Annotated in this window: 8 protein-coding genes; 5 read left to right on the top strand and 3 right to left on the bottom strand. The window is 54.5% G+C overall.

Translation table 11 applies throughout. The features are described from left to right. The first annotated feature begins 28 nt into the window (after positions 1 to 28). The 5 genes from R5H23_RS03935 to R5H23_RS03915 all read left to right on the top strand — a co-directional run bounded on the left by R5H23_RS03935 (position 29) and on the right by R5H23_RS03915 (position 12,041). Positions 29 to 6,382 carry a type I polyketide synthase gene (locus tag R5H23_RS03935; protein WP_317214442.1) on the top strand — a complete coding sequence of 2,118 codons (6,354 nt, stop codon included), beginning with the start codon at positions 29 to 31 and terminating at the stop codon, positions 6,380 to 6,382. Beyond that, complete coding sequence (locus R5H23_RS03930; RefSeq protein WP_317214441.1) at positions 6,379 to 8,190, top strand: fatty acyl-AMP ligase; 1,812 nt, start codon at positions 6,379 to 6,381, stop codon at positions 8,188 to 8,190. The genes R5H23_RS03935 and R5H23_RS03930 overlap by 4 nt, the downstream gene beginning before the upstream one ends. 2 nt (positions 8,191 to 8,192) lie before the next feature. After that, entirely contained in the window at positions 8,193 to 9,377 is a 1,185-nt protein-coding gene (locus R5H23_RS03925) for an autotransporter strand-loop-strand O-heptosyltransferase (protein WP_317214440.1), read from the top strand. After that, positions 9,374 to 10,711 carry an autotransporter strand-loop-strand O-heptosyltransferase gene (locus R5H23_RS03920; protein WP_317214439.1) on the top strand — a complete coding sequence of 446 codons (1,338 nt, stop codon included), beginning with the start codon at positions 9,374 to 9,376 and terminating at the stop codon, positions 10,709 to 10,711. Before R5H23_RS03925 ends, R5H23_RS03920 begins: the two co-directional genes overlap by 4 nt. A 151-nt stretch (positions 10,712 to 10,862) precedes the next feature. Beyond that, on the top strand, positions 10,863 to 12,041 hold the full coding sequence (locus tag R5H23_RS03915; RefSeq protein WP_317214438.1) for a serine hydrolase domain-containing protein: 1,179 nt from the start codon (positions 10,863 to 10,865) through the stop codon (positions 12,039 to 12,041). Positions 12,042 to 12,126: 85 nt separating this feature from the next. Here the strand turns inward: R5H23_RS03915 and R5H23_RS03910 are convergent, their stop codons facing one another. The 3 genes from R5H23_RS03910 to R5H23_RS03900 form a co-directional block, all read right to left on the bottom strand. Beyond that, on the bottom strand, positions 12,127 to 13,761 hold the full coding sequence (locus R5H23_RS03910; RefSeq protein ID WP_317214437.1) for a S10 family serine carboxypeptidase-like protein: 1,635 nt from the start codon (positions 13,759 to 13,761) through the stop codon (positions 12,127 to 12,129). Positions 13,762 to 13,993: 232 nt separating this feature from the next. After that, positions 13,994 to 15,355 (bottom strand): 8-oxoguanine deaminase, encoded by a 1,362-nt coding sequence (locus tag R5H23_RS03905; RefSeq protein WP_215764034.1) that lies wholly within the window; start codon positions 15,353 to 15,355, stop codon positions 13,994 to 13,996. 152 nt (positions 15,356 to 15,507) lie between these two features. Continuing rightward, entirely contained in the window at positions 15,508 to 16,002 is a 495-nt protein-coding gene (locus R5H23_RS03900; protein ID WP_317214436.1) for a nucleoside deaminase, read from the bottom strand. Between the last annotated feature and the right edge of the window lie 3 nt (positions 16,003 to 16,005).

Here is a 16,005-nt window from a genome sequence, read left to right as displayed (position 1 = left end):
AGATTAGAAGACAAAAAGCGGGTTTTAAATGATCGATTACGGACATGAAGTGGCAGTCGTCGGGATCGGATGTCGCCTTCCCGGGGGAATAGAGACAACCGAGGCTCTCTGGCGCTTTCTGTGTGAACAAGGCGACGCCACATCCGATGTTCCGGCTGATCGGTGGGGTATCAAGCGTTTTTACGATCCTGAATACGAAACCCCCAACAAGACCTATATGCGACGTGGATCATTCATTGATCAGAAGATCGATGAAATGGACCCGTTGTTTTTCGGTATTTCGCCGCGTGAAGCCACCCTCATGGATCCTCAGCAGCGGCTTCTTTTGGAAGTCGTCTGGGAGGCGATGGAAAATGCCGGAATTCTTCCTGCCACCCTGGCAGGAACCCGCACCGGTGTCTTCATCGGCACGTTTTCTCTGGACTGGCTCGTTGCTTGCGGTTCCCCTCTTAACCGGCCCCTGATCACGGATCATTTTGCCGCAACTGCTGCGTCAGCCACGATGCTTGCCGCGCGTATTTCGCATAATCTTGGTCTTCAGGGGCCATGCATGTCTATCGATACGGCATGCTCATCATCATTGGTGGCCATTCATCAGGCCCGTATCAGCTTGCTGAATGGGGAAAGTGATGTCGTCGTGGCCGGTGGCGTCAACATCATGGTTGCTCCACCTGCTTCCATCACCATGTCCAAAGGGCACTTTCTGGCGGCTGATGGGCGCTGCAAAAGCTTCTCTGCTGATGCGGACGGCTATGGACGCGGGGAGGGCGCAGGCATCGTCCTGCTCAAGCGACTTGCGGATGCAAAACGGGATGGAGACGTTATTCACGGTGTGATCGCGGGAACGGGCGTCAATCAGGACGGCCGTACACTGTCATTAACGATGCCCAGCGAAGATGCTCAACGTGCGCTTATCGAAGAGGTGGCTCAAAAGGCGCACATAGATCTCGCCGCGATTGGATATGTAGAAGCACATGGTACCGGCACACCAGTTGGCGACCCTATCGAGGCGCGTGCATTGGGAACGGCGATCGGTCACAAGCGTGCCTCAGAAAGCCCCCTGATTGTCGGATCCATCAAAGCCAATCTGGGACATCTGGAAGCCGCGGCCGGTGTTACCGGGCTTATCAAGGCGCTCCTTTGCCTGAAACATGGCGCTATCCCGCCGCAGGCGAACCTCACACAGGTTAATCCTGCAATCCCGTTCGCAGATCTTCATTTGAAGGTCGCCCAGGACACTCTCACCCCGCTGAAGGCTGAGGCCGGAACGGTCTATGCAGGCGTCAATTCGTTTGGGTATGGCGGAACAAACGCAGTTGCGCTTCTCAGAGCACCGAGGGCAGCTGACCAGTCTCAGAAAAGGCTGGAAGAGATCGTCAGGATGCCATCTGGACGTTTCCTGCTGCCTGTGAATGCGCTGGTAGACGCGTCTTTGAAAACACTTGCGCGCTCTTATGCAAGTCTTCTGGCATCTTCTGCCGCTCCGTCCGTAGCTAATGTCTGTTTTTCTGCAGCAACCTACCGGACGCGTCTGCCAATGCAGGCTGTCGTGTCTGGCCGGGATCGGGAAGAGCTGATTGCAGGCTTGAAAGCGCTCTCTGAAGGGCAATCTTCACCAGCGGTCACGGTGGGGCGGCGTCGAAATGGTGAGACGCAGCATCCTGTCTTTGTGTTCTCAGGAATGGGCTCCCAGTGGAAGGGTATGGGGCAGCATATTCTCAGGCAGGCCCCTGAACCTGTTTCCAGCACTATTCAGCAGATCGATAGCCTGTTTTCTGCACTTGCAGGATGGTCCATTCTGGATGAAATCCTGAAGCCTGCGGAACATTCCCGCATTGATGAAACGGTTGTCGCCCAGCCGGCCATCTTTATGGTTCAGGTTGTTCTTACTGAGCTCTTCCGTTTTCATGGCGTGGTACCCGCGGCGATCGTTGGCCATAGCGTGGGTGAGGTCGCCGCGAGTTACATCGCTGGCTCCCTGTCTCTTGAAGATGCTGTAACTGTTATCTTTCATCGGAGCCAGCAACAGGCGCGTTTGGCCGGGCGTGGTGCGATGCTCGCGATTGGGATGTCTGGCAGACAGGCTACCGAAAAATTACTCTCAGGCTATGAAGACCGGGTGTCAGTCGCCGCTCTTAATAGCGCGAAGTCTGCGACGCTTGCGGGTGAGGAGGCCGCCCTTAAAGAGCTTGCTGCGCGATGTGATCAGGATGGCACGTTCAATCGCCTTCTCAGAGTTGAAGTCCCCTATCACAGTATCCTGATGGAAGAGATCCGAGATGATCTTCTAAACCCGCTTGCAGCACTCGCTCCGAGAAACCCGAACATTCCGCTCTATTCAACAGTAACGGGCACGCGCTGGGCTGACGATGCTCTTCATGATGCGGAATACTGGTACGGAAATGCGCGGCAGCCCGTCCTGTTCCATGATGCTATTCAGAACTTAATGGGCGACGGGCACCGGGTTTTCCTTGAGATTGGTGCACACCCGGTGCTGGGCGGTTTGATAAGGGAAACAGCGCAGCAGATTGACGGGGACGTTGCCGTCATTGCCAGCCTGAGCCGCAAAGACGCGGAAGATACAGCCATAGCGCGCAGTATCGCCAAACTCTACATGGCTGGCGTGCCGTTGGATTGGTCTCTGCTGACGGGAGGGCATCGGACGGACCTTCCTCATTATGCGTGGTCTCGAAGCCGGTTCTGGTCTGAGACTGAGGTTTCGCGCAAGGATCGCCTCGACGGAACCGTTCATCCGGTTCTCGGTATTCCAGTCAGCGCATCCCGGCCGGGGTGGCTTGCGGACATTAATCGCAACTACATGCCGTGGTTGCCCGATCATAAAGTGGACGGGATCTGCCTGTTTCCGGCTGCGGGCTATATTGAAGGCGGCTTGGCTTTACATCGTCAGATCGAACGCTCTGATGCCGCAATTCTGGAAGATCTGGAAATTGGTCAGGCTCTCCTTCTGGATAGCCTCACGCCACCTGTTGTCGAGTGGGCATTTGATGAAGAAACGCGCGTTCTGACGGTATCATCGTCTCATGGCGACGATGGTGAAGAAGAGTGGATTCAGCACGCTAAGCTCCGTGTTTTGGCAAGTGTGCCATGGGCAGCAGACCCGGTGGCTCCTGAGAGCTTACAAGCCGATCTCAAACACGAAATTCTGCCAGGAACGTTCTACGCGAGACTTGCAGAGCATGGCTTCTCGTATGGCCCGGCTTTTCAGACGATCAAAGAGCTGAAGGCCGGTGAAGGCATTGCCTTCGCGCGTCTGGAGTTGGCAGATGCTGAGAGCATCACAGAGTATTTTCTTCATCCGGCACTGCTTGATGGTGCTTTCCAGGCATTGATCGGTGCCGGATACAGCGCTGCGGAAGAAAGAGTTTTTGTTCCGACAGGCGCGCGGCAGGTCGTCTATCGTGGAGGACACCATAAAGTCCTTCTGGCTCATGCTGCTCTGACACGTCGTTCCGAAGCCGGCATTGAGGGCGATATCCGGCTCTTTACAGAAGCGGGTGAACCTGTTGCCGAAATCCTCGGCTTCAAGGCGCGGGCTATTCGAAAGCTGGTCGCTGCAGGTATGGGAGCGGAAAATGTCCGTCGTTTCTATCGCCCGGCGTGGGTTCAGACGGAGTTGCTTCCGCATTTTGCGGAGCCTCTAACAGCACTGGTTCTGGGGCGTGATGGACCTCTGCTGGAGCAGTTCAGTCAGGTTTCTGCTGGCCAGGGGATTATGGTTGATACCCTGAAGATCGATGATGTGGATCAGGCGGCCCTGGCAGAGACGCTGGCTCAAACGAATGATGCAATCCTTTATCTGTGCTCACCTATCGAAGACGCAACCGGAAAACAGGGTATTGCAGAGATCCTGCGTCTCGTCAGGGCGATCAGGGTTTCGGAAGACGGTGAAGCTGCGCCGAAATGCCTGATCGTCACGCGCGGGGCAGTTTCTGCGGAAGCGCTTCAAAGTGATGATCTGGATACAGGGCAGGCCGCTATCCGGGGGTTTGCACGAGGGGTCGCATCAGAGCGGCCAGATCTTGCGTTTCGCATCGTCGATATCGGGCGTGTGGTTGACGACGCTACGTTGCAGCAGCTCTGTGCGGAAATTGTTCAGCAGGATGCAGAGGACGATATCGTCCTCCGCCCTGGCCTGCGGGCTGTAGGGCGTCTAACCCCGTCAGAAACGAAGCCTGAACCTGTGCCGACGCTTTATCATCCCAACGAAACTGCGGATGGGCGGCTTGTCGGGGTCCGTCTTGTGAGTGCATCGAATGGTTCGCTGGATAGGCTGCATCATGAGCGGTTTGTCGCAGATCCGCTGCAACCAGGTCAGGTCCTGTTTCGAACGCTCGCCGCAGCACTGAACTTCAAGGACATTTTGAAAGCGACCGGCCTTATTCCGCAAAGTGTTGTGGATGATACGTTCCATGGCGAAAGCCTTGGCATGGAAGCTTCTGCTGAGGTGATTGCTATCGGTGAGGGCGTAACGGATTTTGCGCCGGGCGAACGATATCTCGTCTCCTGGCCGGGGTGTTTTGCGTCTCATTTCACTGCTGACGCAGAAAGTATTTTTGCGCTTCCCATTGAAGGGCTTGGGTCGCCACTTGAGGCCGCCACGCTGCCTGTGGCTTTCATCACGGCGTATTATGGTTTGTGCCGTCTCGCGCATCTTGAAAAGGGTGAAACAGTCCTGATTCATTCCGGGACTGGAGGCGTTGGTCTGGCGGCAATCCAGTTGGCGAAACGGGTGGGAGCCCGGATTTTTGCAACTGCGGGAAGCCCGGAGAAACGGCAGTATCTTAAAGAACTCGGATGTGAGGGCGTTTGGGATTCTCGTTCGCTGGAATTCGCGGAAGGGATACGGGACGTCACGCAGGGGCGCGGTGTTGATGTCGTTCTGAACTCCTTGCCCGGAGAGGGGCAGACGCACAGCTTGTCGATCGTGGCTCCCTATGGCCGATTTGTCGAAATCGGAAAAAAGGACATCATTGAAAAACGCGGATTGCCCCTCGCTCCGTTCAATGAAAACCTGTCTTTCTTCTCACTCGACCTTGATCGGATGATGCTGGAGCGGCCCGCGCTGATGCGGTCACTCCTGTCAGATGTGGCCGCGCTATCCAAAAGCGGAGACGTGCAACCTTTGCCTTTGGAAAGCTTTCCTGCGCGCGATGCCGCCGGAGCGTTCCGTCTGCTGGCATCTGCCAAGCACATGGGCAAAGTCGTTATTGATTACTCCGATCTGGACGACCTCAAAGCCTCGCCCTTGCCGAGGCCGCAGCCGCAGGTGTCGGATGGAAAAACATATCTTATTACAGGCGGCCTGAGTGGCTTTGGCTGGGCAACCGCTGAATGGTTGATTGAACAGGGCGCTCGTAACTTGGTTCTGCTGGGTCGCAGAACACCGGAGGAAACCGGGGTGAGCGAGCAATTGGCAATCCAGCGTGCCGCAGGCGTGCACATTCATACCATCCAGGTCGATGTCTCGCACGAAGAGGCTATGCAGGATGTCTTCGAGGAAATTGCCTTTACGAGCAATCTCCCACCAATTCGTGGCATTTTTCATTGTGCTGGAATTTTGGACGACGCGCTTGTCCAAAATCTGGACGAAGCGCGGATTGGCCGGGTTCTTGAGGCAAAAGCCCAGGGCGCAATCATCCTTGACCGTTTGGTTCAAGGCATGGACCTGGATTATTTCGTGCTGTTTTCGTCTGTCACTACGGTGCTGGGGAACGTCGGCCAGAGTGCTTATATCGCCGCCAATGCCGTTCTGGGGGCGGTAGCGGCCAATCGCTGGAAGGATGGAGAGGCAGCTCTCGCGGTTGATTGGGGAGCGATTGCAGATGTGGGCATGCTAAGCCGGAACGAGACTGCGGCTCAGGCTTTAGAAGCCGCCGGTCTTAAGGGAATGCCGGCTCATGATGCGTTGGCCCACTTACCAGAAATGCTTGCGCTAGAGTTGCCGGAAGTTGCCTGTGTTGAGATTGACTGGAAAAAATGGGCGCAGATTGTTCCCGGGGCAAACGCGCTGGCCCGCTTTTCACTTGTTCGCCTAGCGGATGCCAGTAATGGAGCGACCAGTGAGCGGCTCGCCACACTCTCGGCATTGCCGGAAGATGAACGTCTTCCTTATGTTGTAGAGCAGGTGAAGGTTCTGATTGCCCAAACATTGCATCTGGAGCCGACAAGCATTGATGACCGTGCACGCTTGTCCGAACTTGGGATCGACTCTTTGGCCGGCGTTGAACTTCAAACGGCTCTGCGGTTAGAGTTTGGTGTCGAAGTCTCCATCCTTGTTCTTGCACGTGATGAAAGTATCCGGAAAATGTCCCAGTTTCTTTTGAACAGGGTCAAGATCGGCCAGACGGCGCAACTCCCATGACACAGTCCTTTGCCACGGTTCTTGCCGCTGATGGACAGGAAATACTGGATTGGCAGCGGAGCACGATCGTTGATGCGCTGTTCTTTCATGCCGCCAGAACGCCGGACCTCAAAGTCTATACTTTGCTCGGAGACGGCGAAAATGAAACGGACACTGTAACGGCGTCTGAGCTTGCTGCGCAGGCTACGGCGTTGGCTGTATGGCTGAAGCGAATGCTTGAGCCCGGTGCTCGGGTGCTTCTGCTGTATGAAAGCAGCCTTGATTACATTCGTGGACTTCTCGGGTGTCTGTGCGCGGGGCTGGTACCGGTTTCAGGCGTGTATCCCAAAGCGTTTGGCGCGCGGGACCGGTTTGTCGCGCTGAGAGATGACGTTGAAGCTGCGGCGGTTATAGGCAATCGCAGCATTCTCACCGAGTTTCAGAAAGTTTGCCCCGATAAGGTCGATGGTTCGCGGTTTCTGTGGATCCCGACAGACAAGATCCGCCCGTCTGCAAAGCACGAGAGTGTGGCACATCCTTTGCCAACGGATGTTGCGCTTATTCAGTACACGTCGGGCTCCACACGGACACCACGGGGTGTTCTGCTCACGCATCGCAATATCGCGCATAATCTGTTCCGTCAGGCAGAGGCTTTTGGGTATCGGCAGGGCGATTGCGGCGTTAACTGGCTTCCTCTCTCTCATGACATGGGATTGATTGGGGGCGCCCTCATGACACTGGCAACCGGAGGGCGTTGTATTCTGTTGCCGCCAGAAGTTGTTGCTGAAAAACCGATACGGTGGTTGCGGGCTATTAGTCGTTACAGGGCGACGCTCTCAGGTGGCCCGAATTTCGCATACGGAATGTGCGTGCGGTCTATCGCCCCCGAAGACGTTGCATCGCTGGATCTGTCCTGCTGGGAAGTAGCGTTCAACGGGGCAGAATATATCCGCTCAGACACGATGCAGTCATTTACAAAACGTTTTGCGTCATCCGGGTTTGATGAACGTGCATTTTTTGCATGTTATGGCCTTGCAGAAGCGACCTTGCTGGTCACGGCCAGTGAGCGTGGGCAAGGCGTGTCGTTTCGGGAGTTTTCCCGTGACGGTCTTGCGCATGGTCATGCACTCCCGCCGCGCGATATCCTCGACAGGCGCCTTTTAGCAGGCTGCGGCAGGCCACCATCTGACATTATCGTACGAATTGCCGATGGGGACACTGAAACAGCGCTTCCAGATGGAGACGTCGGAGAAATTCGTATTCATAGTCCCGGCGTCGCAACCGGGTACGTGAACCGCCCTGTAGAAAACAGTCGGGTTTTCGAAGGGCATGTTGGGGGCGAAGAAGGGACGTTTTTACGGACAGGGGACCGTGGTTTTCTGCTGGATGGAACGCTGTATGTCACTGGCCGTCAGGATAATCGGATCAAACTCGGCGACAGTGTTCTTGATCCTGAAGATATTATCGCTTGTCTGGGAGCGTTCGAAGCCGATATTCGGCTGTTCTCAACGGCAGTCTTTGATGAGACCATTGGAGACAAAACGTCGCTTGTTCTTGTGACTGAACTCCCATCGGGATCAGATGGTGATCTGACGCAACTGGGTAAAGCTATCGGCGAGACGATCTGCACACATTTTCCGACGCGGCGTTGCCGTGTCGTTTTCCTGCGCGCCAGTGCGATCCTGAAAACGCCAAGCGGAAAAATCAGAGTGGCGGAAACCAAGAAGGAGCTTCTTCAGGGCAATATTGCGATCCTTGGCGAATATACTCATAGTCCAGCCGGGTCTGGCCAAGTGCGTATTCTGAAAATTGCAGAGGGGAAAATGTGAGCATGAGCAGCCCCTCAGTGCCTCCAGTGCAACCCGCTTCTATTGCGCCGACGCAGGAAGGGCCGGGAGGTATTCGCTTCGATTTTAACGATGGATGCCGCGTTCTTCTACCTGCTGGTAATTGGCATGTTGTCCTGAAAGATCTGGATACGCACACGGTTTTATTTTCCGAGGACGTGTCTCAGGGGATCGTACAGAGCATAAAAAGATATTACCTGCGCTATCAGATCGAGATTACAAAAGACGGCGAACCCTTCTTTACATATGAAATGCACCTGAAAGATCAGCCCGTTCTCGTCAGAATGCGGGAAGGCGGCATCGGTGATCATCTGGCTTGGTTCGGGCAAGTGGCAGAGTTTGCCCGCAAACACGAATGTCGGCTGACATGCATGGTGCGCCCGGACATCGCCAGTCTGCTCATCCCGGTGTATCCCCACATTCGGCTTGTATCGACTGAAGAAGAGGCAGGAAAAGACTATTATGCCTCTTATAAAGTTCTGATTTTTTACAATGACGTTGCCCGCAACCATAGTCCTGTGGATTATCGTGAAGCAGGCCTGGAAAATAATGCGGCTCTTATTCTGGGCCTTTCGAGGACATCACGTCCACCCGATGTTGACGTCATGGAGGGAGGGAGGCCTCTTGCGGAACGATATGTCTGCATTGCGACCCAGGCGACATCCCAGAACAAATACTGGAACAATCCGTTTGGTTGGCTGGAGACGATCCGTTTCCTGAAAAAGCATGGCTATCGAGTCATCTGTATCGACAGGAGCCGGGTTAACGGCGTCGGAACCATTTGGAATAATATTCCATATGGGGCGGAAGATTTCACAGGCGCGCTGCCTCTTGCAGAACGTGCGAGATGGTTGCGGTATGCAGAGTTTTTTATTGGGCTTTCCAGCGGTCTAAGCTGGCTTGCTTGGGCAGTCGGTACGCCTATTGTGCTGATCAGCGGCTTCACGCGGCCTGACAATGAGTTTGAAACACCCTACCGCGTGATTAACTGGAATGCCTGCAATGGGTGTTCCAATGATATCCGCTGTCAGCTTGATCCTGCCGACTATCTTTGGTGTCCGCGGCAGAGTGGCACCGACAAACAGTTCGAATGTACCCGACTGATTTCTTCGCAGCAGGTAATCGACACAATCATGAAAATTCCCGATTTTGAGGGAGTGTCAGAATGACGACTGCAAAAGCGAATGACATCTTCCAGTCAATCATGCTTGCTGGACATTCCAGTAAGCCTGTTGCGACGCCGCCTGCCGTAGATCCGTCTGATGAGACTGACAGCGTCTCGAAAGTAACTACGGCTGCCGCATCAACCGAGACCGCGACATTTCCGAGCCCTTCAAACGTGGCAACGCAGGAAGGGTCTGCGGGTATTCGATATGATTTTAACCAAGGGGTCCGTGTCACGGTTCCCAAAGGGATATGGCGCGTTCGGCTTACTGATCTTGATACAGACACTGTTATTTTTGACGGTGAGGGGAGTGATGCGACCTTTCAAAGCCGAAAAAAGCATTACCTGAACGCAAGGATCGAAGTCTTCCAGGCGGGAATGCTCGTTTTCTCTCACAACTATGACGCTCAGGGTAAAAAAATAGCCATTCTTATGGCAGGCAGTACGATCGGCGATACGGCTGGTTGGGTGCCATATGCTGTGCGTTTTGCACGAGACCATGCATGCGAACTCACAGTGATGGTATCGGAGCAGATGAAAGAACTGCTTTCCACTTCATACCCAGATATCAGATTTGTTGAAAAGCATGAGTTCAGCGCGTTAAAAGACGAGTTTTACGCCACGTATTATATCGGTTTATTCTTTGGGGATGAAGACAACACCTGGCAACCTGCCGACTTTCGGATTGTTGGATTGCACAGAACAGCAGGCTATATTCTCGGAGTTTCTCCCGAGGAAGAGCCTCTGCATCTGGATATTCCTGACGAAAGACCGATTGAAGAGCCTTATGTTGTTATCGCCAGTCAGGCCAGTGCCCAGTGCAAATACTGGAATAACCCGACGGGTTGGTATGACGTCGTGGAGTTTCTCAAGCGGTCAGGGTATCGCGTTATCTGCATCGACCGAGAAATAAAATATGGCCAAGGCCTTCATTGGAACCAGATCCCTCATAACGCGGAAGATGAGACTGGCGCCCGGCCCCTTCGCGAACGCCTTCAGTGGCTAAAGCACGCAGAGTTTTTTGTAGGCCTGTCGAGCGGTCTCTCCTGGCTCGCCTGGGCGGCTGACACACCCGTTGTCATGATTTCCGGATTTACACATCCGATAAACGAATTTCAGACACCGTATCGGGTTTTTAATACCAACACCTGCAACAGTTGCTGGCACGATATTCGGCATCCCTTCAGCCATAGTGACTTTCTTTTCTGCCCCCGTCATGCGGGCACCAGTCGTCAGTTTGAATGTACGCGGAATATCACATCTGGTCAGGTCATTCGGACTATTAAAGCAGTGATGCGTGAACACCCGCTAGAGAGTGCGCATCGTCCTTTAGAATGAATTATAAAATGCTCCCTCTGAGTAAGGGGCAAGCTCGGGTAGCCATTTTTTTTAACGTGCCCCCTGAAGCTGTCCCGCTTGCGCTCTCCCTGAACCGCGTTACTGTTCCGGTTCTTACGTATCCGGAAGAACCGGGAAGCAGGAGGCCAGATTGCTTTATTCATTGACCAAAGAGCGCAGCAGTCGGCGTCAGTTTCTGATCGGTGGTGCGGCGCTATCCTGTAGCGCTCTGGTGGGATGTGCCTCTTCCAGTGAGGGAAGGTTCTCCAAAGTAGACGCCCTGGCGCGACAGGCCGTGAAAGACAAAGAGACTCCTGGCGTTGTTCTTGCTGTTGGTCATAACGGCGAGATCGCACATCGCTATGTGTATGGAAGCCGGGCTCTGGTGCCTACTCGTGAGCCCATGACCTGGGACACGCGGTTCGATATGGCATCGCTGACCAAGCCAACAATGACGGCTCTGGCTGTCATGCAGTTGGTGGAACACGGAAAAATCAATATTGACGATCCGGTCGTGCGTTATCTTCCAGAGTTCGCAGCCAACAAAAAATCGGCTGTCACCCTGCGGCTTCTGCTGACCCATTATTCGGGCCTTCCCCCGGATGTGCCGCTTGATACTCCATGGAGCGGAAAAGCAGAGGCTGTCCGCCTTGCCATGACATCGCCGCTTGCTAATCCGCCAGGGGCAAAGTTTGTCTATAGCGATATCAATTACATTACGCTGGGCCTGATCGTGGAAAAGGTTACAGGTCAGCCCCTGAACCAGTATGTCGCTGACAATATCCTAACGCCCTTGGAAATGTCGCACTCCGGTTACCTGCCGGACGCTGCCTTACAGCCTGATATTGCGCCTACGCAGTATGATGACCAACATCACATGTTGCGCGGCGTCGTGCATGACCCGACCGCCCGCCGCATGGGGGGCGTTGCAGGGCATGCGGGGCTTTTCTCCGATGCGCAGGACATGTGCCTGTATGCACAGGCATTACTGGATCGTCTCGCTGGTCGTCCCAGCACGTTTCCGCTTCAAAGAAGTACATTGGAGTTGATGACAACCCCACAACAGCCCGCTGGTAAAACTGACCTGCGAGGACTGGGCTGGGATATCGCCACGCACTATTCCTCCCCAAGAGGGGATCTGTTTTCGGCGAGATCATTCGGCCATACCGGCTTTACGGGGACGTCGCTCTGGATTGACCCTGAGAATGACAGTTATGTGCTCATTCTGACCAATCGGGTTCATCCGTTCGGGGGGCACAGTGTCGTGAAACTCCGGCATGATATTGCCACGGACGCTGCTCGGGCACTGGGCGTAGCCGCACACGCCTGATCATGTTCTGAATGGCGGACCTGTCAAAGCTCAAAAGTTGACAGGTCCGCCATTCAGTATGGGTTAATCGTCAAGACGGATGGTGTTAGCCATGCGTCTTGTTGATGAAGTTGACAACATTATCATGAAGCTCGGTGAGGGCTGGTGCATGGGCATAGACCATGTGACCGGATTCATACTGATGAATTTCGATGTTTGAGGCCAGCTTGTGAGGGATCGGGAGATGCTGCATCTCATAGATCCCTTCGAAGAAAGGCGTCCCCAGATCGTAGTATCCCTGATTGAGCATAATCTTCAGGCTCGGGTTCTGCTTCATGGCGCTTGCAAGGTCCGGCAGGACATTTGGCGCGCCCTTGGCTGGCCGACCGGCGCCTGGCTGCTTATGCACAAAGGCCCATTTGCCGATTGAATGGGCGCTGACCTTGTATTCTTCGTAGCCGTCATTGAAAGCCGGGTTTGTTCCGTAATGCAGCGTATTGCGCGCATAATCGTTGAAGGCGGACACATAGGCTGACTGCATCGCGGCAAACTGGGGGTCATAGTCAGGGGTCTGCGCCAGTGGATCAATCGCTGGCCCGGAGAAGCGACTGTCCAGACGGCCTGTGTCCATTCCGTCATCGCCGAGCAGGGTTTTGGCAAATTCGCCACCACTGACGCGTAGGTCAGCTTTCTTCAGGTAGTCGACGGGAAGGCCCGTATATTGGTGCAGCTTCTGGGCCGTTTGTTCCAGCTTTTCGTCTGAAATGGCGGTGCCGTCCTGAAGGGCGCTGGTATAGTCCGTAAGCGCGAAATGTTCGACTTCGCTCAGGAAGCTTTTCAGGTCTTTGGGCTGTGCTGGCAACTTATGATGATACCAGGCCGTGGCAGCGAAGCTAGGCAGGGCAAGGACATAGGGCTGATCAACGCTGGGGTTTGATTTCACGTTGTCGATCGAATTGTCGTAATCCAGAATCTGCGACAACAGCATAACGCCATTCAGATCGATGCCTTTTTCAGAGGCCAACTGGTTGGCGACGATTGCTGAGCGCGTCGTGCCGTAGCTTTCTCCGAAGAGGTATTTGGGAGAGTTATACCGTCCGAAACGGGTCAGAAACTGAGCAATGAAGTCCGTGAAGGCTGCGGCGTCCGGATCTGTACCGTAGAAGGCTTTTTCCTTATCTTTGCCGACAAGGCGCCCAAAGCCAGTGCCTGGCGCATCAATAAAAACAAGATCCGTGGCATCCAACGGGCTGTCATTGTTATCAATCAGTTTGTACGGGGCCGCTGCTGTGTGGCTGTCATCTGCGGTGACGATACGATGTGGGCCAAAAGCACCCATATGCATCCAGACACTCGAAGAACCGGGACCACCATTATAAACAAACGTAATCGGGCGGTTCTCTGCATGCGCGCCCTTCTTGAAATAGGCCACATAGAAAATGGAAGCGACGGCGTCCGGGTTTTTCTTTTCAGCTTTTGGATCGCTGGGACCGGTATCGGAATCATCCCACCCTTGGGCATGGACAATCAGCGTGCCGGTGACGGCCTGATAAGGAATGTGCTGACCACGAATGGTTACAGCTCCATCTGATACAACCTTCTGGGGTGTTGTCAGAAACTGCGATGCCGTTTCAGCCTGTTTGACGTTGTCAGAGACGGGGGCCTCCGCGTGAGCTGTGAGACAGGTGGCTGCCAGCAGGCTGACAGCAAGAAAAGAACGGGTCAGGATGCCTGAACGCATGGGTAACTCCTTACAGATTAAAATGATTTTGTAAGGAATACGGAACCGTTACAAGTTCAGGATCTGGTGAGGGAAATGCGGCACCTCTGAACTGTCACGTTCTGTCTGACGAAACAGGGGCATACCGCACTCTTTTCGTTGAAAATAATATTTTCGCAATCTTCAGAACGATCGTTTTCCGTTAGCTGAATGATGATCCAGACGGATGTCCAGATCATCGTTCAGCTCTGTTTCAGGCCGCGGGCGTCAAACGCTGGATGCGCATGGCTTCCTTGCGATGAGCCCCAAGAATATCCCCCAGGTTTTTCAGCACAGGCTGCCCGTTCTCAACCAGAATTTTGCCGTTGACGATAGTGGTTCCGGCAGTCGCCGGGGCGCAGCGAAGCCACGCTTCCACGGGGTCCGTCAAAGCCCCTGCAAGGGAAATGTCCGACATCTGCCAGATAACCAGATCCGCACATGCCCCGGGGCGTAGATGTCCTATCTCATCATCCCAGCCCAGGCAGGCAGCTCCACCGCGTGTAGCCATATCCAGAGCGTCTCGGGCCGTCATGGAGTGTGGGCCATTGCGAAAGCGACCCAGAAGGAGTGCCATGCGGGTTTCCAGCCAGAGCGATGCATGGTCTGTCGAAGCTGAACCGTCACAACCAAGCCCCACACGCATCCCACGACGCCGCATATCCATGGCATCCGCAGAGCCGCCTCCAATCATCATGTTGGAGCAGGGACACTGCGCCGTGCAGACGCCAGCATGCGCCAGACGGTCGATTTCGTCAGAGGAGGGATAAATGTAGTGTGCCACCCAGGAGCGAGGGCTAGCCCAACCTACACGTTCGAAATATTCTGTTGGTGTGCAGCCATAGACCTCCGCACAATAGCGGTCCTCATCGTGATCTTCTGCCAGATGGGTGTGTAACCTAAGGTCATATCTGTCTGCCATGGCAGCAGATTCTGTCATGATCCGTTCGGAGACGCTGAAAAGAGAGCAGGGCGCCAGAGCGACCCTGCCCATCGCACCTGGAGAGGCATCATGATAGGTTTTTACCAGCCTTTCGCTGTCTGCCAGAATGGTCTCTTCGTCCTGCACGACGGATGCGGGTGGAAGTCCTCCATCCTCTACGGATCGCGTCATGGAGCCGCGAGTGGCGTGGAAACGAAAGCCTATATCCCTCGCCGCACGAAACTGGGCGTCGATCAGAAAGGGCTTGGGATGGACATACATGTGATCCATGGATGTCGTGCAGCCCCCCATCAGCAGCTCAATCATTGCCACCGCTGTTGAGAGGTAAACAGACTCTTCGTCCAGTCCGGCCCAGAGCGGATATAATCCCTGAAGCCACTCGAACAGCGTCCCATTGGTTACGGGGGCATAAGAGCGTGTGAGATTTTGATACATGTGATGGTGGGCATTGATCAGGCCCGGAGTTACCAGCTTTCCATTAGCCGATATGATTTTTTCTGCTTGTGGAGCAGCTTCTCCGGAGTGACCTGTGGAATGAACGCGCCCGTCTTTAATGGCGATCCACCCATTGGGGATTTCCCAATTCCGATCAATGTACAGAGAAGCATTTGTGATGAGGAGGTTGACCGTCATTGCGGCATCCTTTCCCAATAACCATCAGCAAGCCATGATCACTCATGGCTTTCGCAGAAGGCCCTGTTCCGGAGATGCGAAGTCCGGATCGTCATCAAACTTGCTTTGAGCGGGCGAGGAAGGCTTATCCTAGCATCAGGTTCGTCCTGCTGTCACGAGCCATGTGCCGCCCAGAATTCTGCCTGCAATGCGGCAGCTTCCTTTTCCAGCAGGGGGCCTACGACCTCCACTGGCTGTTGGCCAGCAGCAAAGACGGTCCTGCAAGGGAGATCCAGTGTGGGATTTTCTGCGTGATTGCCGGTCATGTCTTTCAAGTCCGTTTCGGACTGGCCGTAAACCACGCGTCCGATCCCGGACCAGTAGATCGCACCTGAACACATCGCGCAGGGTTCTGCAGAACTGTAGAGCGTGCAATGGCGCAGGCGTTCTGCCCCATAAGCTTTGCTGGCCCGGCTTGCGAGGAGACGCTCTGCATGGGCTGTCATGTCGCATCCTTCTGCGCTGTAGCCATTACCCTGTTCCATCAGAACAGCGCCTGTCTCGTCCACGAGAATAGACCCGAACGGATGATCACCGCCGTCACGTGCTTTTCTGGCAACATCGAACGCCATACGGAGAAAACGCAGGTCGTCTGTTTCTGTAATCATGCA

The organism is Gluconobacter sp. GP1, assembly GCF_032913585.1.
In the GTDB taxonomy this organism is placed as follows: Bacteria; Pseudomonadota; Alphaproteobacteria; order Acetobacterales; family Acetobacteraceae; genus Gluconobacter; species Gluconobacter cerinus.
The sequence above is the reverse complement of the archived record's forward strand: the minus strand, read 5'-3'. Positions and strand labels throughout refer to the sequence as shown.